Source organism: Bradyrhizobium sp. MOS001, from assembly GCF_004634465.1.
GTDB lineage: Bacteria > Pseudomonadota > Alphaproteobacteria > Rhizobiales > Xanthobacteraceae > Bradyrhizobium > Bradyrhizobium barranii.
Map to the genome: position 1 here is coordinate 27,209 of NZ_SPVJ01000053.1, position 20,855 is coordinate 48,063.

The 20,855-nt window shown below is 64.5% G+C and carries 25 protein-coding genes; 10 read left to right on the plus strand and 15 right to left on the minus strand.

The genetic code is table 11. From position 1 onward, the window contains the following. Window positions 1–238 precede the first annotated feature (238 nt). The 5 genes from CT676_RS37235 to CT676_RS37255 form a co-directional block, all read right to left on the minus strand. Window positions 239–850, minus strand: coding sequence for a PilZ domain-containing protein (locus tag CT676_RS37235; protein WP_063982484.1), 612 nt, complete (start codon window positions 848–850; stop codon window positions 239–241). Window positions 851–918: 68 nt separating this feature from the next. Further along, on the minus strand, window positions 919–2,085 hold the full coding sequence (locus CT676_RS37240; protein ID WP_135216644.1) for an MFS transporter: 1,167 nt from the start codon (window positions 2,083–2,085) through the stop codon (window positions 919–921). A gap of 52 nt (window positions 2,086–2,137) precedes the next feature. Beyond that, window positions 2,138–3,385, minus strand: a complete 1,248-nt coding sequence (locus CT676_RS37245) for an MFS transporter (protein ID WP_256376483.1) — start codon at window positions 3,383–3,385, stop codon at window positions 2,138–2,140. A 142-nt stretch (window positions 3,386–3,527) separates the two neighbouring features. Further along, window positions 3,528–4,325, minus strand: coding sequence for an alpha/beta hydrolase (locus CT676_RS37250; RefSeq protein ID WP_135216645.1), 798 nt, complete (start codon window positions 4,323–4,325; stop codon window positions 3,528–3,530). 37 nt (window positions 4,326–4,362) lie between these two features. Further along, window positions 4,363–4,842 carry a GNAT family N-acetyltransferase gene (locus CT676_RS37255; RefSeq protein ID WP_135216646.1) on the minus strand — a complete coding sequence of 160 codons (480 nt, stop codon included), beginning with the start codon at window positions 4,840–4,842 and terminating at the stop codon, window positions 4,363–4,365. Between the two features lie 177 nt (window positions 4,843–5,019). Here CT676_RS37255 and CT676_RS37260 point away from each other — a divergent pair, with 177 nt between their 5' ends. From CT676_RS37260 to CT676_RS37275, 4 genes are all read left to right on the plus strand, one after another. After that, the gene (locus CT676_RS37260; RefSeq protein WP_135216647.1) at window positions 5,020–6,171 is read left to right on the plus strand and encodes a zinc-binding dehydrogenase; all 1,152 of its coding nucleotides are present in this window, start codon (window positions 5,020–5,022) and stop codon (window positions 6,169–6,171) included. Window positions 6,172–6,174: 3 nt separating this feature from the next. Continuing rightward, a complete protein-coding gene (locus tag CT676_RS37265; RefSeq protein WP_135216648.1) occupies window positions 6,175–6,657 on the plus strand; it encodes a DUF5680 domain-containing protein in 483 nt (160 codons plus the stop codon). A 105-nt stretch (window positions 6,658–6,762) separates the two neighbouring features. Next, window positions 6,763–7,179, plus strand: coding sequence for a VOC family protein (locus CT676_RS37270; RefSeq protein WP_135216649.1), 417 nt, complete (start codon window positions 6,763–6,765; stop codon window positions 7,177–7,179). Window positions 7,180–7,274: 95 nt separating this feature from the next. Continuing rightward, on the plus strand, window positions 7,275–7,787 hold the full coding sequence (locus CT676_RS37275) for a hypothetical protein (RefSeq protein WP_135216650.1): 513 nt from the start codon (window positions 7,275–7,277) through the stop codon (window positions 7,785–7,787). A 23-nt stretch (window positions 7,788–7,810) separates the two neighbouring features. Here the strand turns inward: CT676_RS37275 and CT676_RS37280 are convergent, their stop codons facing one another. The 4 genes from CT676_RS37280 to CT676_RS45580 form a co-directional block, all read right to left on the minus strand. Then, window positions 7,811–8,164 (minus strand): cupin domain-containing protein, encoded by a 354-nt coding sequence (locus CT676_RS37280; protein ID WP_063982493.1) that lies wholly within the window; start codon window positions 8,162–8,164, stop codon window positions 7,811–7,813. A gap of 65 nt (window positions 8,165–8,229) precedes the next feature. Further along, window positions 8,230–8,970, minus strand: coding sequence for a metallophosphoesterase family protein (locus CT676_RS37285; RefSeq protein ID WP_063982494.1), 741 nt, complete (start codon window positions 8,968–8,970; stop codon window positions 8,230–8,232). 54 nt (window positions 8,971–9,024) lie between these two features. Beyond that, window positions 9,025–9,192, minus strand: coding sequence for a hypothetical protein (locus CT676_RS45575; protein ID WP_244623399.1), 168 nt, complete (start codon window positions 9,190–9,192; stop codon window positions 9,025–9,027). Next, the gene (locus tag CT676_RS45580) at window positions 9,189–9,353 is read right to left on the minus strand and encodes a hypothetical protein (RefSeq protein ID WP_244623400.1); all 165 of its coding nucleotides are present in this window, start codon (window positions 9,351–9,353) and stop codon (window positions 9,189–9,191) included. Before CT676_RS45580 ends, CT676_RS45575 begins: the two co-directional genes overlap by 4 nt. Window positions 9,354–9,597: 244 nt before the next feature. Here CT676_RS45580 and CT676_RS37295 point away from each other — a divergent pair, with 244 nt between their 5' ends. Beyond that, entirely contained in the window at window positions 9,598–11,571 is a 1,974-nt protein-coding gene (locus CT676_RS37295) for a DEAD/DEAH box helicase (RefSeq protein ID WP_135216651.1), read from the plus strand. Window positions 11,572–11,648: 77 nt separating this feature from the next. On the opposite strand, the gene CT676_RS37300 is transcribed toward CT676_RS37295, so the two are convergent. Continuing rightward, a complete protein-coding gene (locus CT676_RS37300; protein ID WP_135216652.1) occupies window positions 11,649–11,945 on the minus strand; it encodes a hypothetical protein in 297 nt (98 codons plus the stop codon). A gap of 117 nt (window positions 11,946–12,062) precedes the next feature. Then, window positions 12,063–12,569, minus strand: coding sequence for a GNAT family N-acetyltransferase (locus CT676_RS37305; RefSeq protein ID WP_135216664.1), 507 nt, complete (start codon window positions 12,567–12,569; stop codon window positions 12,063–12,065). A 147-nt stretch (window positions 12,570–12,716) separates the two neighbouring features. Between CT676_RS37305 and CT676_RS37310 the strand changes: the two genes are divergently transcribed. Both CT676_RS37310 and CT676_RS37315 read left to right on the plus strand, forming a co-directional pair. Further along, the gene (locus tag CT676_RS37310) at window positions 12,717–13,103 is read left to right on the plus strand and encodes a hypothetical protein (protein WP_135216653.1); all 387 of its coding nucleotides are present in this window, start codon (window positions 12,717–12,719) and stop codon (window positions 13,101–13,103) included. A gap of 530 nt (window positions 13,104–13,633) precedes the next feature. Next, the gene (locus CT676_RS37315; RefSeq protein WP_244623402.1) at window positions 13,634–14,125 is read left to right on the plus strand and encodes a phasin; all 492 of its coding nucleotides are present in this window, start codon (window positions 13,634–13,636) and stop codon (window positions 14,123–14,125) included. Window positions 14,126–14,417: 292 nt separating this feature from the next. Here CT676_RS37315 and CT676_RS37325 read toward each other — a convergent pair whose 3' ends face one another. The 3 genes from CT676_RS37325 to CT676_RS37335 all read right to left on the minus strand — a co-directional run bounded on the left by CT676_RS37325 (window position 14,418) and on the right by CT676_RS37335 (window position 16,397). After that, complete coding sequence (locus CT676_RS37325; protein WP_135216654.1) at window positions 14,418–15,206, minus strand: Crp/Fnr family transcriptional regulator; 789 nt, start codon at window positions 15,204–15,206, stop codon at window positions 14,418–14,420. A 143-nt stretch (window positions 15,207–15,349) separates the two neighbouring features. Continuing rightward, on the minus strand, window positions 15,350–15,778 hold the full coding sequence (locus tag CT676_RS37330; protein WP_135216655.1) for a cupin domain-containing protein: 429 nt from the start codon (window positions 15,776–15,778) through the stop codon (window positions 15,350–15,352). A 64-nt stretch (window positions 15,779–15,842) separates the two neighbouring features. Continuing rightward, entirely contained in the window at window positions 15,843–16,397 is a 555-nt protein-coding gene (locus CT676_RS37335; RefSeq protein ID WP_041958462.1) for a PAS domain-containing protein, read from the minus strand. A 466-nt stretch (window positions 16,398–16,863) separates the two neighbouring features. Between CT676_RS37335 and CT676_RS37340 the strand changes: the two genes are divergently transcribed. Both CT676_RS37340 and CT676_RS37345 read left to right on the plus strand, forming a co-directional pair. Beyond that, the gene (locus CT676_RS37340; protein ID WP_135216656.1) at window positions 16,864–17,670 is read left to right on the plus strand and encodes a rhomboid family intramembrane serine protease; all 807 of its coding nucleotides are present in this window, start codon (window positions 16,864–16,866) and stop codon (window positions 17,668–17,670) included. A 190-nt stretch (window positions 17,671–17,860) separates the two neighbouring features. Then, a complete protein-coding gene (locus CT676_RS37345) occupies window positions 17,861–18,289 on the plus strand; it encodes a CBS domain-containing protein (protein WP_135216657.1) in 429 nt (142 codons plus the stop codon). A gap of 19 nt (window positions 18,290–18,308) precedes the next feature. On the opposite strand, the gene CT676_RS37350 is transcribed toward CT676_RS37345, so the two are convergent. Further along, window positions 18,309–19,352 (minus strand): patatin-like phospholipase family protein, encoded by a 1,044-nt coding sequence (locus tag CT676_RS37350; protein WP_135216658.1) that lies wholly within the window; start codon window positions 19,350–19,352, stop codon window positions 18,309–18,311. Window positions 19,353–19,596: 244 nt separating this feature from the next. Here CT676_RS37350 and CT676_RS37355 point away from each other — a divergent pair, with 244 nt between their 5' ends. Further along, complete coding sequence (locus CT676_RS37355) at window positions 19,597–20,670, plus strand: hypothetical protein (protein ID WP_135216659.1); 1,074 nt, start codon at window positions 19,597–19,599, stop codon at window positions 20,668–20,670. The last annotated feature ends 185 nt before the right edge of the window (window positions 20,671–20,855 follow it).

The following is a 20,855-nucleotide window of genomic DNA, read 5'->3' on the forward strand; positions in this document are numbered from 1 at the left end:
AAAGGCGCGATGAATTCGATCTATACTTGAATCGAATTCGACTAAGATTTGAAATGACTTCAATTGATTCAAATTTTATCTATTAACGCGGAAACGCTGGCGGAACTGTTGTTTGCGCGCGCACGCGGCCCTCGCGTTAACCCGCGCGAGGCGGTCGCCGGACACGAAAAAGGCGGCGTCCGCATCGCGGAAGCCGCCTTCAGGGCTGGAAATACAGGCGTTTTAGCGTCCTCGCGCTTTACCGCGCGGTAACGCTCTCTTCGAGAGTCTCTATCGGCTGCTCGTGCATGAACTCCAGCGCGAAGCCGTCCTCGAGGTTTCGGACCACGCGGCCCTGGACCCGGCCGAGCAGCACGATCGATTTCACCGGCGGGCGGTTCTCCGCGGCAATGGCGGCACCAGACAGCGAGAGGTCGATGATGCGGCAGGTCATCTTGGTGCCGTCCTCGAGCGTCAGCACCGCGATCGGGTTGCGCGGCACGATACGGTCGTGGCGGCGATCCTCCGGCAGATTGAGGATGTCGCGGTTGGCAAGCCAGGTCAGCTGGGCCGCCAGCTTGTCGCGCTTGCGCGGCGTCGCCCCGACCGTCATGGCGAAGCCGTTGTCGATGATGCGGGTGATCTTGCCCTCGACCCGGCCGATATGGTCGAGATAGGCGACGACGCGGTCGCCGACATTGCCGATGCCGGGGGCCAGAAGCGCTAGTCCGCCCGGCGACATGTTGATGACCTGGCAGGGGAATTCCCGGCGGTCCGGCAGCATGTAGCGGCCGAGCAGGTGAACCTTCACCCGCTGGAAACGCCGTCGTTCCTCGGCGGCCGGAAGAAATTTTTTGTTCGCCAACGCCATTTTCACAACCCGCCCCCCCGCCTGGCGGAGTCCGGGACGACCCTAAGGTGCACAGGGTTAACGCCGCGTTAGGATTGGGCGCGTCGATTACGGACAGACACAATGCGCTCGAAAAGCCACATCAGCGGCGGGCAGGCCAGCACCGTCAGCGCGCCGAGGTCGAGTGCCACCGCGGCCGTCCCGGCCGATTTGGCCAGCCGGCCGGCGACCGCCGGTCCCAGCATCATCGCGGCATAGAAGAGAGTGTAGAACACGCCCATGCCGATCGCCCTTGTTTCCGGCGCGAGCACGCGGGCGGCCAGGCTCATGATCGGGCCGGCCGGATGGCCGCCGATCAGGCCGATCAGGACGAGGACCGTGATCACCGCATCCGATCGCGGCAACCAGGCAAGCAGCCCGGCCACGATGAGGCTGGCTGCGGTCGCGAGCGTGAGCGGACGCTTGAAGCGGTCGGCGAGATAGCCGCCTGCCGGCACCGAGATCACCGACAGCCACATCACGAGGCTGATCGCGGAGCCTGCCGCAGCAATGCTCCAGCCGCGCTCGGCGAGCAGGGAGGGGCCGAACGAGAAGATCATGGCGAAGCCGACATTAAAGAGTCCCCAGATCAGGCCCGCGACGATCACCGCCAGCAGCGCGAGGGGGTCGAGCCGGCCTGGGCCGGCCGCGCTGACTGTGGCACCCGGCGGCGACTGATAGAGCGTGACCAGCACAATACCGATTGCGGTGAGGGCGCCTGCCGCCAGGAACACCGCGCTCGCGCCATAGGCCGTGCCGATCGCCGGCAGCACCAGCAGCGAGATCGCGACGCCGGCCGGCCAGGAGTTGACGAAGATCGCCATCGCGGTGGCGATCTCCTTCCCGGCGAACCAGTCGGTGCCCATCTTGGTGAGCTGCACCGTCAGCAGCACGCCGCCGGCGCCGGAGACGAGCCGGCCCGCCATCTGCCAGCCCCAGATGTCGGTGGTGGCCATGACCAGGCTGCCCGCGGTCATCAGCAGCAGCGCTGCGATCGTCGTCGGCTTGTCGCCAAGAGTCCGGCCGATCGCGCCGCCCGGCAGCGCCAGCACGATGCCGGGGGTGAAATAGAGTCCGATCAGGATGCCGATATCGGCGAGCCCGACGCCAAAGGTCTGTTGTAGCAACGGCGCGACTGCGGCCACGCTCTGGAACTGGAACGCGATGGTGAGGCGCACGACGAACAGGATCGCAAGAATGCCCCAGCGATTGCGCAACGTCTCATCTCCCCAAGCCCTCTCTCGAAGGTGCGGTGGAGAGGGACGAGAGTCAACCGGCTGTCTTCCTCGTCGCGCGTCCGTAGAGAAGGCACAGCAGCGCCAGCAGCACCGCGGCCGAGAGCCCGAGCGACCAGTGAATGCCGATCGCCGCGCCGAACAGGCCGACGGTGATGCCGCTGAAGGCCCGCATCCCGAGGCCGGCCATGTTGTAGAGCCCGACGACGCGGCCGCGGATGTCGTGCGGCGCGTTCAACTGCACCAGCGCCTGCGCCATGGTGTTGAAGGACAGCTCGAAGAAGCCGGCAAAGAACAGCAGCACGATCGCGACCGGATAGATCCGCACCGCGGCGAAGCCGAGCAGCGCCACGCTCCACAGCATGGCCAGCATGATCGCGGTGCGCGGCGTGCCCTTCAACCGTCCCCAGGATTCCAGCGCGATGCCGGCGAGCAGTGCACCTGCCGCATCGGCCGCGAGCAGCACGCTGTAGGAGACGCCGGGATCGCCGTGGCCGAGATCGCCGGCAAACCCCGGCATCTGGGCGTGATAGGCGTTGCCGATCATGAAGGAGGTGAGGCCGGCGAGCCACGTCATTGCGGTCAGCACCGGCTGCGTGCCGATGGCGCGCATCGTCAGCACGATGTCGGCAAGGCCGCGCATGGCGAAGCGCCGCACCGCGACGCTCTTGTCGCGCACCGGCGCCCAGAACAGCCAGAGCAGCATCGGCAGGTAGAACAGCGTGTTGAAGATGATGCCGTGCGAGGTGCCCAGCGTCAGCATGATGACGCCGCCGACGGCGGGCCCGACCAGGATGCCGAGATAGCGCGCCATCGCATTCAGGCGCACCGCGCTCGGAAGATCCGCGGGACCGACGAGATCGTAGAGCAGAAGCTGGTTCGGCGTCTGCCACAGCACGCCGGCGCAGCCATGGATCACCAGCAGCAGCATCGCGTGCCACATCTGGATGGTGTCGGTGATGAAGAAGAAGCCCCATCCGGCCGAGGCCACGATGAACAGCAGCATGCCGCATTGGATGATGCGTCGCGGATCGAACCGGTCGGCGAGCCCGCCGACCGCGACCGAGAACAGCAGGAACGGCAGCCAGTGCGACAGCACGGCAAAGCCCCCCAGCGTCGGCGAATGGAATTTTTGGAACACCACCCAATAGCTGATCACATGCTCGATGTTGTCCGCCATCATCGCCAGCACGTAGGCGATGAACTGGAGCCGGTACGGCACCGACTTCATCGCCGCGAACGATCCGGACGCGACAACAGGATTTTGGGGCAGGGGGTTCAAGCGATCACCTGGGTGGGACCCTTGGGGCCATACACGTTCGCCGCCGGCCGCTCAAGACACTTGGGTGTTTGTCCGTAGCCCGCAACCCGGGACCGCCGGCCCCGCATTCCGCAAAGCTCCATGCGGGCTACGAAGCAGCGCGTCACGCGATCTCCGTCGCCAGAAACGATCTGACCACCGCAGCAAACTCATCCGGCTTGTCATATGGCAACCCATGGCCCGCATTCGCGATCACCTCATGGCTGAGGTGTGGATTGAGCCCCTGCAGCTCCCGCGCCGTCTCGACCGAGACAACGCCATTGTCTCCGATGACAAGCAGGCTCGGGACGGCAATGGCTTTGACAAGCTCGCGATAATCCGGGTTCGGCGGCGTGAGAACCTCGAAGGCGCTGATCTCGGTCCGCAGCCGCGCATCAACGATCAGGTCAAGCAGCTCGGATGAGCGGTGCGGATGCCGCCGCCGGGCCTCGGCGAGTACCTCATCCTTGTCCTGCCCCAGAAGCCGGCGATGCTGCTCGGCGACATCACTCTCATAAACCTCGCGCTGACGCTCCGGTCGCAGGAAGGTCGGATCGGCGAGGATAACGCTGCGAATGGTCGTACCCATCTCGCTCGCAACCACGGCGGCGGTCATGCCGCCCATAGAATGGCCGAGCAGGATCGGGGCAGTCAGCCCGAGCGCGTCAATGAGGCCGATGACGTCGCCTGCGAGATCGCGGTACAGATACCCGCCGGACGGTGCGCTCGACGCGCCATGTCCCCTCGCGGAGGGCATGATGACGTCGTAGCCGTCTTCGAGCGCACGCGCCAACGGTGTCCAGCAGGCACCGCTTCCAGTCAGACCATGCAGCGCGATCAGCGCAGGCTTCTCGTCCCCGGTCCGTAAATAATGGATGTCGATGCCATTTGCCGCGCAGGTTCGGCTCGTCCAGTTTGTCATTCGCAACGACTGTCAAAGAATCAACGCCGACGCCATCCTACCCCAGCGTCCTGACGTACACCGCATAAGGCACGCCCAGAATATCCGGCGCCTCGCGAACCCTGGTAAATCCCATCCGCTGATACATCGGCAATGCGACCGTCATGATCGGCGTCGTGTGTAGGGCGATGACGCCCGACTGGTCGCGCTCGGCGCGGCGCAGGCATTCCTCGGTCAATTGCCGGCCGATGCCCTTGCTGCGCGCGGCCGGATCAACCACCAGCATGCGGATGACCGGCCAGGCCGGATCGAAGAAGGCAGGCTTCGGGGCTTGCGGACCGACATAGGCGACGGCGCCGACGATCTGGCCGCCATCCTCGGCGACGATGATCTCGCCGGTCTTGGCCAGCTCCGGCATCTTCGCGACATGGGTCGTAAACAACGGCCAGTCGGAATAATCCTGCTCGAATTGCGCGAATGCCGCGAGAGCGACGCGCACGATCGCTTCCGCATCCGCTGGCTGATAGTCACGCAGCATCGGCGTTGTCCTTGTCGCCCGGGTGGAGCGAAGCGTATTCCGGGGACGCCGGTCTTGCATTTCGCTTCGCTCCGTGCGGGCTTCGAGACTCACGCTTGGCACGACCGCGCATCTCACATACGCTTTGCCTCACGCCCGCACCATCAATCATAACAGACGGGCCGCGAGGAAACAGCCATGGACCAGATCCGCGTCTGCACTCACGCAGGGCCGGGCTCGGAGCCCGTCATCAAGACCGTGCCATGGCCGAAGGTCGGCAAAAAGGCTGCGCTGATCAAGGTCGGCGCCTGCGGCGTCTGCGGGACCGATCTGCACATCCTCAAAGGGCATTGGCCGAAGCCGCTGCCCTGGCCGTTCACGCTCGGCCACGAGCTCGGCGGAATCATCGTCGAATGCGGCGAGGAATTCACCGAGGACTTCATGAGCAAGCCGCTCAAGGTCGGATCAAAAGTGATGATCCCGCCGCTGATGCCCTGCGGCCACTGCTATTACTGCATCCATTATCCGCAGACCGCGAACAAATGCCTGACGCCGGTCTATTACGGCCGCTATCTCGGCTTCGACAAGGCGCCGCATATGTGGGGCGGCTGGGCCGAATATGTCTATGCCGATCTCGAGATGCTGCCGGGCACCAAGATCTACAAGCTGCCCGACGACATGTCGCTGCGGCTGGGCGCGCTGTCGGAGCCGCTGACCTCCTGCATCCGCGCCTTCAACCGCGCCACCCGCGCCGGTGGTTTTTCCTGGGGCGACACGGTGGTGATCCAGGGCTCGGGTCCGATCGGCATTCTCGCGGTCGCGGCCGCCAAGGAGATGGGGGCGGGGCGCGTGATCTGCGTCGGCGCGCCGGAAGAGCCGCGGCTCAAGCTCGCGCGCGAGTTCGGCGCGGAGGCGACGGTGAACATCGAGGAGATCAAATTGCCGCAGGAGCGCATCGCGTGCGTCCGCGAGATCGTAGGCCACTTCGGTGCCGATCTCGTGATGGATTGCTCGGGACATCCGTCCGCCGGCCCCGAAGGCATCGAGATGCTCCGCGACGGCGGTACCTATGTCGAGATGGGTCAGTTCACCGATGCCGGCTCGATCGCGACCTCCTGGCACCGCATCTGCACCAAGGACCTCAACGTGCTGGGATCCTGGGGCTTTACCGGTAATGATCTCCCGCTCGGCGTCGACATGCTCTACCGCACCCGTGACAAATATCCCTGGCTGAAGATGCAGACGATCTATCCGTTCACGGAAGCGGGCGTCGCGCAGGCGGTGAGGGATGCGATGGCGATGAAGACGGTGAAATCGACCATCGTGCCGTGGCCGGAACTGGTGGACTAGACAATGCCGTCCATTCCCCCCGATCTCGCAGCGTTCCTGGTCGAAGCCAAGCGGCGCACCTATGCGGGGCTGGACGACGACGCGACCGTGGCCGCGCCGCTGCTCGCCGGCTCCAAGCAGCTCGAGCATCGCGCGCCACCTTTTGTCTATCGCGATATCTATTTCGGGATAGGATTCTTCGTTGGCCAAGAGACCGTGTCACGGGATGACCGCGTCATCTGGTCGATGAGCTACAGCGGCGGCGCCCGCGCGGACATCACGGATCGGTCCACGCTGCTCGAGATCTACCAATTCCTGCGCCGGGCGCTGTTGGGCGTAAGCGTCGAGGAGCCTTATCGGGGACCGTGCCTGTTCGAGCAGGCAGGCATGACTTACCGCAACGAGGTCGAAAGGGCGCTCGATCGCTTCCACGGCGTCGAGACGATCTCGCGGCATGATGGCGCACCGCTGTACGAGCTGCGCTATAGCGGTGGCTTGTTGCGATAATTCTTGAACCTTGTAGCCCGGATGGAGCGCAGCGCAATCCGGGGCCGCCGGTCCCGCATTCCGCTCCATGCGGGCTACGAGCCTGAGTTTGGAATGAGGGCTACAATGACAGACGAACCTAACCCGCGCACCCGCTCCCCCTTCCACGCCATTCGCGCGATCGACTACACCGTCATCTTCGTGCGCGACATGGTGGCGATGCGCTGGTTCTACGAGGACGTTCTCGCCTTTCCGCTGCTGCGCGAGCTCTCGCCGAACTGGATCGAGTACGGCCTGGGTGGCAATACGCTGGCGCTGGCGAGACCGAGCCGGACCGCGGCCGACGCGCCGACGCCGGCGGGCAGCGCCTCGCTGCAACTGGCCTTCAAGGTGTCCGCGACCGAGGTCGATCAATGTGCCGAAGAGCTGGTGCGGCAGGGCGTGGCGCTGCTGTCACCGCCCACGAACCAGTCGTTCGGACACCGGACGCTGTTTTTTCGCGATCCCGACGGCAATTTGCTGGAGGTCTATGCCGAGATCTGAGGCGCCCAAAAAGTTCCATCGGGAATCCCCGATCTATCCATGTTAAGGTGAAACTTAGGCCCAGGTTCCGACTTTCACTTCACGGGAGAGGTATCGTGAAGCGAATCCTGAAACCCGTTACTTACATCCTGGCGGCCATCTACTTCCTGGTGGATGCCGTCTTCATGGCCGTCGCGCGGCCAATGGCGCGCTGGATTGGGCGGCATTTCGAATTCAAGTGGTTGCGCACCTGGATCAGGTCGCTGTCCCCTTATCCCTCGCTCGCCCTGTTTTCAGTGCCCGTGATCATTCTGGAGCCGATCAAGCCGGTGGCGGCCTACCTCGCTGCAACGGGTCAGGTCGTGAGCGCCGCCGTGACTTTCATCGTCGGCGAATTGCTCAAGCTCGTGCTGGTCGAGCGCCTGTTCCATCTTACGCGCGACAAGCTGATGCGGATTCCGGCGTTCGCCTGGGCGTACGGCAAGTTCTCCGAGGTGAAGGCGTGGCTGCAGGCAACCGACGCCTGGCGCGCCATCCGCGCCCTGAGCCGCGCGGCGAGGGACACAGTTGCACGGGTCAGGGCGAGGCTGGTCGGCCGCTTCAGCAAGCTGGCGACCTCCAGAGATTAGACGCGCGCCAAGCGCGTTGTCCTCTATGCGAGCTTGCGTGCTGCGGCTGTGGCCTTGTCGCCCGTGTTCGGGGTGCCGGTGGGCTCGATGAGCAGGAGGTGAACCTCCTCGCGTGCCACCGGGCGATGCTCGACACCTTTGGGCACGACATAGAGTTCGCCCGGGCCGAGCGTCACCGTGCGATCCCGCAATTCAATGTCCAGACTGCCTTTCAGGACGAGAAAGAAATCGTCGGTGTCATCGTGCTTGTGCCAGGTGAACTCGCCCTTCACCTTCACCACCATCACGTCGCAATCGTTGAAGGTCGTGACCGTGCGCGGCGACCAGAAATCCCCAAAGGTCGCGAGTTTGTCGGCAAGCGATATCTTGTCGGCCATGTTTCACCCCGTTGCTCTCTCGTGAGGCACGATTTGGGATCGAATGACCGACGTGGCAAGGCCAGCTATTTGACATGTCCTGATAACATGGCCTCCGCCCATTCCGGGCGGCCGTTGGCGAGCGCCTGCGCGGACGCGGCTTCCCAGTCGTATTCCAGGGCCAGCAGTTCGACTTGCCAGCCTCTTGTTCGTTTCGTGAGGATCGCGTAGCGGGCGTGAGGCGAGCGATGCTCCAGGTTTGCGGCAAAAGGAATGTCCGCGAACACCGGGCAACCAACGCTGCCGGGATTGAGGACCAGGCGGTCGCCCGGGCCCTGAACAGCCGCCTGGCGGTGGCTGTGACCACACAGCACGACACGCGCCGTTGGCGCGCTCGAAAGGCGCGCGGTCAGCACGTCGCGACGCGCCGGCACGAAGCGGCCGTCCTCGAGCGCTTCTTCGAGCAGGCACGTTGTATCGTCGTCGGGGGTGCCGTGGCAGGCCAGGATCCCGTCGTCCAGCCGTATTTGGGAGGGCAGGCTGTGAAGTGCGCGGCGCTGCTCTGCGGTCAATGCGCTACGCGCAAACAGACCTGCCGGCGAGAGCTTGTCGTCTGGAAACTCCTCAATCCAGCGATCATGATTTCCGCGCACCGTCGGCAACGACAGCGACTGGAGAGCCTCGAAAGTTTCCTTTGGCCACAGCGGGCTGGTGACGCAATCGCCGAGGTTGACCGTACGATCGACGCCGCGCGCCTTGATGTCGGCCAGCACCGCTTCCAACGCAGCGAGATTGCCGTGGATATCGGAAATGACTGCCAATCGCATCGTCGTGCTCCCCGTGCTGCTTTGCCTGAACTTAACTCTGCCAGGTCACCGGACCTATCTAGCATCGGCTGATGGGACGTTCACCAACCAGCCATGGCTGATCTGATGTTCCTTCACCACCGTCGCGCCGACGACCTTGGTCCCCTCCAGCTCCCGCACGATCCGCTCTTCCGGCCCGACGATGCCGCGATCGAACTCGCGGTCCGGCGTGACGAGGATCATGCGCTGGCCCATTCGGCCGGGCGTTCGGCATAGATCGCGCAGCCCTGGCCGGGTTTGCAGTGCCGGCACCAGCTTCCAGCCGGTTTGGCCAGCGCCTCGATGGCCATGACCTTGCAGCAAAGCGTGCAATCGCCGCAGGCGCGTTTGGCGGAAGGCGTCACGCGGTCGTCCCCCTCTAAGCCGGTTGGCTTCAGGTTAACGGAGGTGGCCGCGAACGTCCGCTGCAACCTTCAGGCGCGGTTCTTTCCGTCAAGCCATGCATCATAGGCATGGTGATTTCAGAGCACTTGGCGTAAAGAGCGCCCTGATCACATCCAGCGTGCGGCCGGGCCGTTTGCCGCGCACGCAACTCAGGTCCGCCGGTTCACCGTTCCGCGCCTGACATTAACCAAGGTTCTCCATCCCGTGTCTTTTCCGGCCCTGACCCCGCCGCTCGCCCACGCTTTGGCCGAGCGGAACTATGATTCACCCACCCCCGTCCAGCTCGCCGTGCTCGCAGACGAAGCCGCCGACCGCGACCTCCTGGTTTCGGCCCAGACCGGCTCCGGCAAGACCCTCGCGTATGGCCTCGCCATGGCCAAGGATCTGTTTGGCGATGCCGAGCGGTTCGAGCAGGCGGGGGGGCCGCTCGCCCTGATCGTGGCGCCGACCCGCGAGCTCGCCTTGCAGGTTCAACGCGAACTGGCATGGCTGTATGGGCATGCCGGCGGGCGGGTCGTCTCCTGCGTCGGCGGCATGGATCCGCGGCGCGAGCAGCGCGAGCTTGCGGCGGGCGCTCACATCGTCGTCGGCACGCCCGGCCGGTTGTGCGACCATTTGCGTCGCGGCCGTCTCGACATCACGGAATTGAAAGTGGTCGTCCTCGACGAGGCCGACGAGATGCTCAATCTCGGCTTTCGCGAGGACATGGAATTCATCCTCAAGACCACGCCGGAGACACGCCGCACGTTGCTGTTCTCGGCGACGTTTCCGCGCGGTATCGTGGCGCTGGCCAAGCAATATCAGCAGCAGGCGTTTCGGATCGAGGTCGCCGGCGATGAAGGCGGTCACGCCGACATCGAGTACCGCGCCATCCGGGTCGCCCCCGGTGATGTCGAACATGCCGTCGTCAACGTGCTGCGCTTCTTCGAGGCGCCGAGCGCGCTGGTGTTTTGCAGCACGCGCGATCACGTCAGACATTTGCAGGCGGCGCTGCTGGAGCGCGGCTTCTCCGTGGTCGCGCTGTCAGGCGAATTGACGCAGAACGAGCGGACCACGGCGCTGCAGTCGCTCCGGGACGGACGCGCTCGCGTCTGTGTGGCGACCGACGTCGCCGCCCGCGGCATCGACCTGCCGAGCCTCGATCTCGTCATCCATGCCGATCTGCCCAACGACGCCGAGGTGATGCAGCATCGCTCCGGCCGCACCGGGCGGGCGGGCCGCAAGGGGACGAGCGTCCTGCTGGTGCCGCCTGTACGGCGGCGACGTGCGGAAATGCTGCTGAATGTCTCGGGGATCGACGCGGTCTGGGGAACGGCACCGCAGGCGGAGGAAATCCGCAAGCTCGATCACGACCGCATGAAGGACGTGTTGTTCACCGAGGAGACGACCGCGGACGATCTGGTGCTGGCGCAGGCGCTGCTGGCCGAGCGGTCGGCCGAGGATATCGCAGCCGCACTCGCGCGGCTCTATCGCGCACGGCTGCCGTCGCCCGAAGACATCATCGATCCCGGCGAGCGAGCCGGCCGGCCGCGCGATGATCGCGGGCGCGACAATGTCCGCGCACCGCGCGACGATGCCCGCACTTCGCGCGGCGATGATCGCCCCGAAAGGTCTCGACCCAAATCAGGAAAATCGTCAGCGAAACACGGCATGGCGGACGGCAGCGTCTGGTTCCGGGCCAACATCGGACGAAGAAAGAATGCGGAAGCACGCTGGCTCTTGCCGATGATCTGCCGCCGCGGCGGCATCGACAAGGGCGACATCGGCGCCATCAAGATCATGGACACCACGACCGAGTTCGAAATTTCCGAGCGGGTCGCGGAATCCTTCGCTGCCAAGATCAAGCGTCCGGACAAGGAAGACAATATCCGCCTCGAGCCGATGACCGATGCGCCGCAGCGGCAGGCGCCTTCGGAGGAGCGGTCAAAGCCGCCCCGGCGCGAGAGCGGCGACAGCGATCATCGTGAACGTCGCGACGATCGCCCGCGCGATGCAGCTGGGTTCAAGCCCCGCGACAAGGCTCACGGCGAGCGCAGGCCGAAATTCGACGATGCTCCTTCGTTCGGAAAGAAAAAGAAGCACAAGAACAAGCCTGGCCATGCCGAGCCGGCGGTGACGCCGTGGCCGTTGAAGGGCGCGCCTGGAAAAAAGAAGGCGAAGAAAAAGCATCGGGGCTGAACTGCGCCTGAGCGTGCAGACAGCAATGATGCCGCCGGATTGCGCCGGCGACATCATCTGAAAAGTCAGCTGCGAACTCAGCGGCCACCGCCACCGCCGCCACCACCACCTCCGCCGCCGCCACCGCCGGCATCGCGCATCGACGAGCTGTAGCGGGGGTCGGTCTGCTTCATGTAGATGGGCGAGGTGTCGTGAGTGAGGTTGACGCGGCTTCTGCCGCCCGGGGTCGGCGTCTCGACCAGGATACCGCAGCCCTCGAAGAAGGCGGAATCGCAGCCATAGGTCCGGACCTGCGCCGCGTTGGCACTGGTTGCGCTGAACGCGGCCGCCGCGGCGAATGCAATCAAAGCAACTTTCGACAATGTAAGTTTCATGGAAATTCTCCAGTCTCGATTCGGCGAGACCAGAACGGCCCGCGCACACCTTCGACGGGGGGTGATCGAAGGCGGTTCGAGGGACGGCTTCACGCCCGCGTGAGCCGGGCGGGGACGTTATGTCGCAGCGAGGCAGCGAAGCATGTAGGTCGCGCCTTCGCCATAGGAGGCGAGCTTTGCGCGCGCCTCCGCATCCGCCGCGACGGGCCGGAAGCCGAGACGCTCCCATAACGGCCGCGTGGCGTAGACCGAGACCAGCGCGAGCGTTGTGATGTGTGATACGCGCGCCAGCTTCTCGATATCGGCAATATAATCGCGCGCGATGCCACCGCGGAAATCGGGCAGCACGGCGACGTCGTGCACGTAGAGACAATCCGCATCATCGGGCAGTTGTTGCAGGAAGCCGTTGAGCGGCGGAATCCGGTGCTGCCTCCACGGATGCGCGAGTCCGTAGCCGGCGATCTCTTCGTCGGCGATGAGCAGACGGCAGCCATCAGGATAGAGCCGCATCTTCTCCGCGAACACGTCGGGACTCTCAGGGAGATCAGGATGGATCCGCGCTGCGATCGCGCTGATCGCGACCAGGTCGGAGGCGCGCGCGGGACGCCAATGCGGCTTGCTCATGTCGGTCCGTTGGTCGGTCTCATCCATTCCAGTTTATTCCGTCGCGACGACGCGCGCAGCGAAAAATATCTTTGCCGCAGTCCCAGGAATACGAAGCGTTGCGCGGCGTCCTACCCCATGCAAGCCAATTGCATGACAGGAGAAACCATGACGTCCTCGATCCGCTTCGCGCTCACGCTCGCCGTATCGCTCGCCATCATCCCCGCTGCCTTCGCCGCGCCGCCGACCAAGACCGGCAAGTCCGACAAGGGCAACGTGCTCACCGATGCCAAGGGCATGACGCTCTACACCTTCGACAAGGATGCGGACGGCAAGTCGGCCTGCAACGGACCGTGTGCGACAAACTGGCCGGTGCTGAAGGCCGAGGCGAGCGATGCCGCGGGCGACGGCTACACCGTCATCACGCGCGATGACGGATCCAGGCAGTGGGCTTATAAGGGCAAGCCGCTCTACACCTTCGCCAAGGACCAGAAGCCCGGCGACATCACCGGCGACGGCTTTCTGAATGGCGCCTGGCACCTGGCGACGCCGTGAGCGGACAATCCGCCGCGGCAATGCGAGGTGGTGTCTGACATTGACGGGATGCCACCGGTCTCGTGCCTCGGACGCAGCGCAACGCCGCATTGGCGATGCGACGTATCGTTCAATGCGGTGCGCTGCGGAGCGGCTCCATCAACTCGCAATCAATCAATGACAGGGCGCCATCTGGAAACGGCCGAATCCTCGCCGCGCACCCAGTGGAAGGCTACCGGCGCCGGCGTCTCCGAACCGCTTGCCGGACTGATCTCAAGTTGGCGGAGGTAATCGCGACAACTTCGAAGAAGTAAAAACGCCGCCCGTGGCGCGCCGTCGCTTGAATCGAATTTATTCAAGTCGAGAGTCCGAAAGCGAACCGAAGGCCCGATTTTGGTTGGTCATAGTTGGTTCCGGCAGGGGGCGAAAGCGGCATATCGGCAGCAGCATCCCTCCATTTGAGAGTAGGGGCACTGGTTTCCCGGTGCGGTCCGCACCTGGGAGCTTCTGGGAGTCTTCAATCCATTATCTGGTTTCGCGTGAGGGGATGAATGACCATGAATGATGCCAATCTGAAAACCGAGACGAACGCCACTGCGCTGAACGGGACGGCGAATGGCGGTGCAACGCCCAGGTTCGACATGCCGTTTTTTAACTTCCAGGCGATCTTCGGCGATCTCGCCGAGCAGGGCGCCGCGCGGGCCAAGGCAAATTTTGAGCGGATGAGGGCAGCTTCCGAGGAGATCACCGAAGCGCTCCGCGAAGCCTGTTCGACCAATGCCACGCGTGCCGTCGATTACGGCTCCAAGGTCATCGAAATATCAAACGTCAATACCAGCTCCGCGCTGGAATTCATGTCCCAGCTTGCGGATGCGAGGTCGTTTGCGGATGTCGTGAACCTCTCCACCACCCACAGCCGCAAGACCTTTGAAGCGGCTTCTCGCCAAAACCGGGAGCTTTGGGACCTCGCCCAGAAGGTCGCAACCGAGACGGCCGAGCCGATCAAGAAGAGTTTCAACCTGGTTCTGCATAGGGCTGCTTGAATCGAGGCTACTGGCCGCGTGGATCGGCTGGACGAGCGTCTTCGCCAGAAGGGGCGCGGTCCAGCCGAGGCGGTGAAGCCTTGCCGTGAGAAGCCTTGCCGTGAGGTGATGCCAAGCTGGAGGAAGTCAGGATGGGTATGGTGATGATCAAATGCCCGGAAACGGGCCACGCCATTCCGACGGGCATCGAGATGGATCGCGAAAGATTTCGGTGCAGTACGGTGTTCTTCTCACGCACATATTGCGGGATGTGCGCGGCGACGCATGAGTGGTTCGCCAGAGAGGCCTGGGTCTATGAATCGGTCTTGGCGAACGGGAAGTCCGGGGGCGGGCAGCCGTTCCGCGCGGGCGCGGTGTGAAGCCGCCTGACGGCATCCTGCGAAACGATCCGATCGATCCTGTGGCTCATCACCTTGTAGCACTCGCAGGCGACGACCTCGAGCCGCTGCCTGTCGATCTCGAGTTGGCCGCGCCGACTGGATTTCAGGGCCCTTGAGGTTCGAAGTGCGCTCACGACGTGCGTGACGGTGGTCCGCCGGACGCCGAGCAATTCCGACAACGTCTCTTGCGTCAGGTGCAGGACGTCACCACTGCCCTCCGTCCGATCGTGAATGTGAAGCAGCCAGCGGGCGAGGCGGGCCTCGACGGAGTGCAGTGCATTACAGGCCGCGACGTGCAGGAATTGCGTCATCATCGCCCTGGTGACGATCTGAACCGCGCTTGCGAGGGCGGGACTGCGTTCGAGCGTTGCTTGAAATCGCGCGGGCGAGATCTGCAGTGCGGTCCCGGCCACGCGGACAACCGCCGTCAGGGGGGATCGCACGGGGCCGAGCGCCGTCATGAGGCCGACTTCGTTGCCGATCACGGCGGTTGCGGCCGTCTGTCCGTTCGGCAACTCCATGATGAGGGCGATCGCGCCGCTGCACGGGAAGCAAAGGTGCTCGACCCGGTCGCCCGATCGAACCAGGACTGCATCGTGCTGGAGCGGTACTTTCCGGAGATACGGTGCAAGCAAAGCGAAGTCGGCCGGCGGTAATGCAGCTAACAGGCGATTACCAACTCTGGTCGCGTGCTCCATCACGGGGAATCGTCCCTCGACGGAGGCCCGGCGGCGAGCAAACGCATCGTCTCCGGCCGAGCCGCGTTGCCGTGCAGGCATATGCCCGGCAAACAGCTAAACGTCCTGCAGCAGGTAAGGTTCCAATGATGGATCGCGAGCCTGGCTCACGCTGCCGGCGCGGGCACCAGTCCGTAGCGCAGCATCGTCTCTTTCATCTTCGCGGGATCGGGTGGCGCGCCGGCCGACAGGAGTGCGGCCATCTCCGTGAAATATTGCGGGCCCAGTACCCCGGGGCTCAGGATGCACAGGCATGTTGCCGGTCCCGCCGAACGGTTGGTGAAGCCGTGCACGATGCCGCGCTTGATGAAGACCGATTCTCCGGGGCCGAGATCGTTCTGCTTGCCGTCGATCGTCCAGGTCGATACGCCGGACAGCCCGTAGATCGTTTCGTCCCAGCGGTCGTGATAATGCGGGATCGGCATCCGCGCATTCGGCTGGAGCGTCATTTCGAAGATGTCGACGCTGCCGCCGGTGTCGTCCTTGCTGTGCAGGAAGCGGAGCTGAAGCGTACCGAAGTTGATGATGTCGGACATGGCTGTGTCATCCCGGTGAAAGGCTGCATCGAGGTCGCGGCGTTTGCCCTCGTCGAAACGAAAACTACCTCAGCCCCTCATACACCATCAGCCCGCGTGCGATCTGCAATTTGCGGATTGCGCGCGGCAGCAGCTTCTCCGGCTGATGCAGATAGCGCCAGGAGGTGAGGGCGAATGCGGACAACGCGCCGCATTCGTCGTTGAACGGTGCGAGCACGCCGGTGACACTCACCGGCGTATGGGGGCGGGCGTTGAAGGGCAGCAGCAGCAGCTCGAGATGCGCCTTGCTGCCATCCTCGCGCGCGGCGGTGACGCCGGCGATCGCACCTAACGTCTCGTCGGCGACGATGGTGGTGATCTCCTCGATCTCGCTGCGGCTGGCCTCGGTGAACAGCGCCGCAAAGCTCTGGTCCTTGAGGTCGAGTCCCGCGAGCGCGCAGACGCGCGTGCCGGCGACGCGGAACGGGAAGCCGAGGTTTTGTTCGCAGGACAGCACGAAGATGTCGCCGAGCAGGCCGCGGACCGCGGCCGGATCGATATCGGCCCGATCAGGGGCCCGCGCAGTGCCGCGCTTCTTGTCCCAATACGCGAAGAACGCGCGGCTCGACGGATGTTTCATGACTGAACGCTTACCCCGGGGCGCTAGCTCGCGGGACAAACCTGTCCCGCTTCAGTGCACCCGCGATCCCTTTCGTTGTTGTGCAGGAGGGGATTTGCAGCGTCTATGCCGTGGAGGCGTTTTCGGGCCTCCGGAGGCTGTCTTTGCGTCGTTAACGTTAAATTAACTATGCGCTTTCCGTCCGGCGCCCGGCTGCTATGGTGATCGCGGTCGCAAGCCTCGCCGCTTTCATCCAGGTTCTCGGCGGGGCCTGTACACGGGCGTCAAACAGTTTGGTCGCGGGCCGCGGGGAGGGGTGGGGATACACCTTATTCCTCTGGGTACCGGAAGACCGACACGGACAGGCAGGGCTTTCCCAGGGCCCTGCCTTTTCCTTTTGTGCACTTGCGCAAGGCCGGCAAAGGCGACTATCTCCAAGGCTGTCGTTAAGCCTGTCGCTCCGATCGCGCCTGAAAGCGAAGCTGCCTTGGATTCCCCGCAAGATTCTCCGCCGGAGATACCGGCCGTTGTCGAGGAAGCTCCGCGCGAGCCGATCCTGACGCTGCCGGTCGCGCTGACCGCCTATATCCTCCTTTTGGCGGTGATCCATCTGCGGGTGCTGCTACCGCCGGAGCTCGAGAACTGGACCATCGACGTCTTCGGCTTCATCCCGAAACGTTACGATTCCTCGCTGCTCAACCTGCAAATCCCCGGTGGGGCCGGCGCCAAGGTCTGGACTTTCGTCACCTATTCGCTGCTGCACGCCAATCTGACCCATCTCGGTTTCAACGTGCTGTGGCTGCTGCCGTTCGGCAGCGCGCTGGCGCGGCGCTTCGGCGCGATCAGGTTCTTCCTGTTTCTCGCGGTGACGGCAGCGGCCGGCGCGCTCGCCCATCTCGTCACCCATGAGCACGCGGTGGCGCCGATGATCGGCGCCTCGGCCTCGGTGTCCGGCGCGATGGCGGCGGCGATCCGCTTTGCCTTTGTCCGCGGCAGCTTCCTGTCGTTCAACCGATCAGACGCCGATACCGCCGCAAGGGTTCCGGCACTGCCACTGTCGCGTGCACTGCGCGACGGGCGGGTGGTCGGCTTCCTCGCCGTTTGGTTCGGCGTCAACATCATCTTCGGCGTCGGCGCGATCGGCGTCGATTCCGAAACCACGAGCGTCGCCTGGCAGGCACATATCGGCGGCTTCTTCGCGGGCCTTCTGTTGTTCGCGCTGTTCGATCCCGTGCCGCGCGTGCGAAACGATGCTGCGGATGCGTCATCACAGGACATTTCGAACCGCATTTGAAGCGGCGCTTGCGGCGCCGCCCGAATTCATCCATCATTCCCGAGAAGAATGTTCCGAAGCGACAAGCCGCTAGCGGCGATGCTTCGCAAAGCGCCTCAGCGTGCAACCGGCGCCTAAACTGTTAGTTGAAGACTCGACGAACAAGTCCGGTCCGCGAAATGCGGACGGATCCGATTCAGGGAGGCCGACAATGACGGTACGTTCCATTCTCAACACCAAGGGCCACCAGATCATGAGCGTCGAGCCCGACGCCAAGCTGGCTGCCGCGGTCAAACTGCTCGGCGAAAAGAAGATCGGCGCGGTGCTGGTGATGAACCAGAGCCGGCTCGAAGGTATCCTGTCCGAGCGCGACATCGTGCGCGTGATCGGCGAGCGCGGCGCCGGCGCGCTGGAGGAGCCGGTCTCTCAGGTCATGACCCGCAAGGTCGTGACCTGCAAGGAGACCGACACGGTCGCCGAGCTGATGGAGACGATGACCACCGGCAAGTTCCGCCATCTGCCGGTCGTCGACGGTGGCAAGGTGGTCGGCCTGATCTCGATCGGCGACATCGTCAAGCGCCGCGTCCAGGAATACGAGACCGAGCAGGAAGCCTTGCGCGACTATATCAAGACGGCCTGAGCGGCCTTACTCGTCGGCCTCACTCGTCTGCCTTGGGCTCGCCCGCCTTGGGCGCGCTGCCCGCGGGCGCCGGCGCAAGCACCTCGATCGCCTCCTGGATCGACTCCAGCGCGCGCTCGGCGGCGCGGGTGCCGTGCGCGATCAGATCCTCGCCACGGTGGAAGTCGAACCAGCCGAAATGACCGACCCGCGGCGTGATCAGGAGATCGGGCGGATCGCCGGCGAGGCGCGCGCGGGTAATGCGGTCCTGCATGATGTTGAAGGCGTCGACCATCACCGAGGAGATGCCGGGCCGTCCGGCGCCGCCGAAGAACTCGCGCTTCATGGTTTTCTCGGGCGAGAACAATCGCGGAAAGCGCCGCTTCGCCGTGGTCGCCTCGGCCGCGGGCGGGACCGTCTCGGGCACCGCGCCGTGCGAATAGATCGTCGTGGAATGGGTGAAGATGTCGCTGGAAAGATTGGCGGCAATGACGATTTCGGCGCCGAGCGCGCGGGCGGCCGAGACCGGCACCGGATTCACCAGCGCACCGTCGACCAGCCAGCGGTCACCGATCAGGACGGGCGAGAAGATGCCGGGTAGGGCGTAGGAGGCGCGCATGGCGTCGACCACGCGGCCGCGCGTCAGCCAGATCTCGTGGCCGGTACGGACCTCGGTTGCGACGGCGGCGAACTTGATCGGAAGATCCTCGATCAGGGTCTGGCCGACCGCGTCCTCGAGCCGGGTTGCCAGCTTCTCACCGCCGATCAGGCCGGAGCCGCTCAGTCGGATGTCGAGATAGCCGAGGATGTTGCGCATCCCCTGCAGGCTGCGTCCCCACTCCTGTAGCGTATCGAGCCGGCCGGCCGCATAGAGGCCGCCGACCACGGCGCCGATCGAGGTGCCGACCACGACGTCAGGCACGATGCCATTGGCGGCCAGGGTTCTCAGGATGCCGATATGGGCAAAGCCGCGCGCCGCGCCACCGCCGAGCGCCAGGCCAATGACCGGCCGTCGCACGCTGCCAAGACCGACCTTCTCTCCATTGGAGCCGTTCACGCCCCGACCCTTCAAGATATCTAGCACCGAAACCCTCCTACCCCGGGCCAGCCCTCACAGCAGAGTAGGCGCCGTACGTCCGCTCCGCCAGAACGAGGGCAAAGCATGGTTTATACCGTTCGGGAAGCAGGGGGCAGGAGTGTGGCGAGGACCGGCTGCCTCCCGTTTAATCACGCAGGCGTCAACCGGGTTCCAATGAACCGCATCGAGCCGAATTTCCTGGGGAATCGGAGGCTTGAATTTGCCGCGTTTTCGGTGAAAAGCAGGTGGCATGACTCTCGGGGGTGACGGCATCATCGGATGGCGGCGCAGCACATCGCTGCTGCCGACGCTGATCATTGCTGCTTGCCTCTACACCCTTGGTCAAAATGCTGCGCGGGCGCAGCTTTTCTCCGATCGTCCGCCCCCGGTGCCGCCCGCCTCGGTGCCCGACCCCGGCGGCGCCGTCAGCCTCGCGCCCCCCTCCGGCCCGGGTGCTGCGCCGCCGAGCCTGCCGCCGACCCTGCTCCAGCCGAACACGCCCAGCATGCCGCCGCCAGCGGTCAGCACCGTGCCGGCGGCCCCGCCGCTCAACGCGGCCGTGCCCGGCCAGGGCGTTCTGTCGCTGACCGCGAAATACGGCAAGGACACACCCGCGATCACCAGCGGCCTGGTCTGGCGCGTGTTTGCCGACCGTCCTGACGAGAACGGTACCTTCAAGCTGATCCGCGAGGATCGGAACGCCACGCCGAACATCGTGCTGCCGCCGGGCAATTACGTCGTGCACGTCGCCTTCGGCCTCGTGAGCGCGGTGCGCACCGTCAGCCTGAAGGCCGAGACCGACCGCGAATCCTTCGTGCTGCCGGCCGGCGGCCTGCGCATCGAGGGCCGCGTCGGCACCAGCCGCATTCCGCAGAACCAGATCTCGTTCGCGATCTACAAGGGCAGCCAGTTCGAGTCCGGCGAGCGCGCCTCGCTGGTGCCGAACGTCGCCGCCGGCGACGTCGTGCTGATCCCGGAGGGCACCTACTACATCATCTCCAACTATGGCGACGCCAATTCGGTGGTGCGCTCGGACATCCGCGTCCAGGCCGGCAAGCTCACCGACGTCACCATCACCCACCGCGCCGCCGTGATCACGCTTAAGCTCGTCAGCGACAGGGGCGGCGAGGCGCTGGCCAACACCGCCTGGTCGGTGCTGACCCCCGGCGGTGACGTCATCAAGGAATCGATCGGCGCCTTCCCGCGCGTCGTGCTCTCCGAAGGCGAATACCGCGCTATCGCCAAGAACGAGGGCAAGGTCTACGAGCGCGGCTTCAACGTCGTCAACGGCGTCGACGGCGAAGTCGAAGTCGTCGCGCGCTAGTCTCGTGTCCCGGACGCGGTGCGGCATGCAATGCCGCTCCGCAGAGCTGGGACCCAGGAAGCCACAAGCACATATCTCGATAGTCGTCCGTGAAGAATGCGGATTGATCTGAGAAATAAGCAGAATTTGTCTTGATGTAGTATTCGATTTTGCAGGAAAGCGGGGTGTTGGACCTCGCTTTCTTG

Bases quoted from the DNA above. Each gene is read 5' to 3' on its own strand.
- CT676_RS37235 (WP_063982484.1), bottom strand. From the start codon at position 850: ATGGCGTTGGCGAACAAAAAATTTCTTCCGGCCGCCGAGGAACGACGG.
- CT676_RS37255 (WP_135216646.1), bottom strand. From the start codon at position 4,842: ATGCTGCGTGACTATCAGCCAGCGGATGCGGAAGCGATCGTGCGCGTC.
- CT676_RS37335 (WP_041958462.1), bottom strand. From the start codon at position 16,397: ATGAAACATCCGTCGAGCCGCGCGTTCTTCGCGTATTGGGACAAGAAG.
- CT676_RS37310 (WP_135216653.1), top strand. From the start codon at position 12,717: ATGACGTCCTCGATCCGCTTCGCGCTCACGCTCGCCGTATCGCTCGCC.
- CT676_RS37250 (WP_135216645.1), bottom strand. From the start codon at position 4,325: ATGACAAACTGGACGAGCCGAACCTGCGCGGCAAATGGCATCGACATC.
- CT676_RS37285 (WP_063982494.1), bottom strand. From the start codon at position 8,970: ATGCGATTGGCAGTCATTTCCGATATCCACGGCAATCTCGCTGCGTTG.
- CT676_RS37280 (WP_063982493.1), bottom strand. From the start codon at position 8,164: ATGGCCGACAAGATATCGCTTGCCGACAAACTCGCGACCTTTGGGGAT.
- CT676_RS37265 (WP_135216648.1), top strand. From the start codon at position 6,175: ATGCCGTCCATTCCCCCCGATCTCGCAGCGTTCCTGGTCGAAGCCAAG.
- CT676_RS37260 (WP_135216647.1), top strand. From the start codon at position 5,020: ATGGACCAGATCCGCGTCTGCACTCACGCAGGGCCGGGCTCGGAGCCC.
- CT676_RS37345 (WP_135216657.1), top strand. From the start codon at position 17,861: ATGACGGTACGTTCCATTCTCAACACCAAGGGCCACCAGATCATGAGC.
- CT676_RS37355 (WP_135216659.1), top strand. From the start codon at position 19,597: ATGACTCTCGGGGGTGACGGCATCATCGGATGGCGGCGCAGCACATCG.
- CT676_RS37330 (WP_135216655.1), bottom strand. From the start codon at position 15,778: ATGTCCGACATCATCAACTTCGGTACGCTTCAGCTCCGCTTCCTGCAC.
- CT676_RS37300 (WP_135216652.1), bottom strand. From the start codon at position 11,945: ATGAAACTTACATTGTCGAAAGTTGCTTTGATTGCATTCGCCGCGGCG.
- CT676_RS37305 (WP_135216664.1), bottom strand. From the start codon at position 12,569: ATGAGCAAGCCGCATTGGCGTCCCGCGCGCGCCTCCGACCTGGTCGCG.
- CT676_RS37270 (WP_135216649.1), top strand. From the start codon at position 6,763: ATGACAGACGAACCTAACCCGCGCACCCGCTCCCCCTTCCACGCCATT.
- CT676_RS37315 (WP_244623402.1), top strand. From the start codon at position 13,634: ATGACCATGAATGATGCCAATCTGAAAACCGAGACGAACGCCACTGCG.
- CT676_RS45575 (WP_244623399.1), bottom strand. From the start codon at position 9,192: ATGATCCTCGTCACGCCGGACCGCGAGTTCGATCGCGGCATCGTCGGG.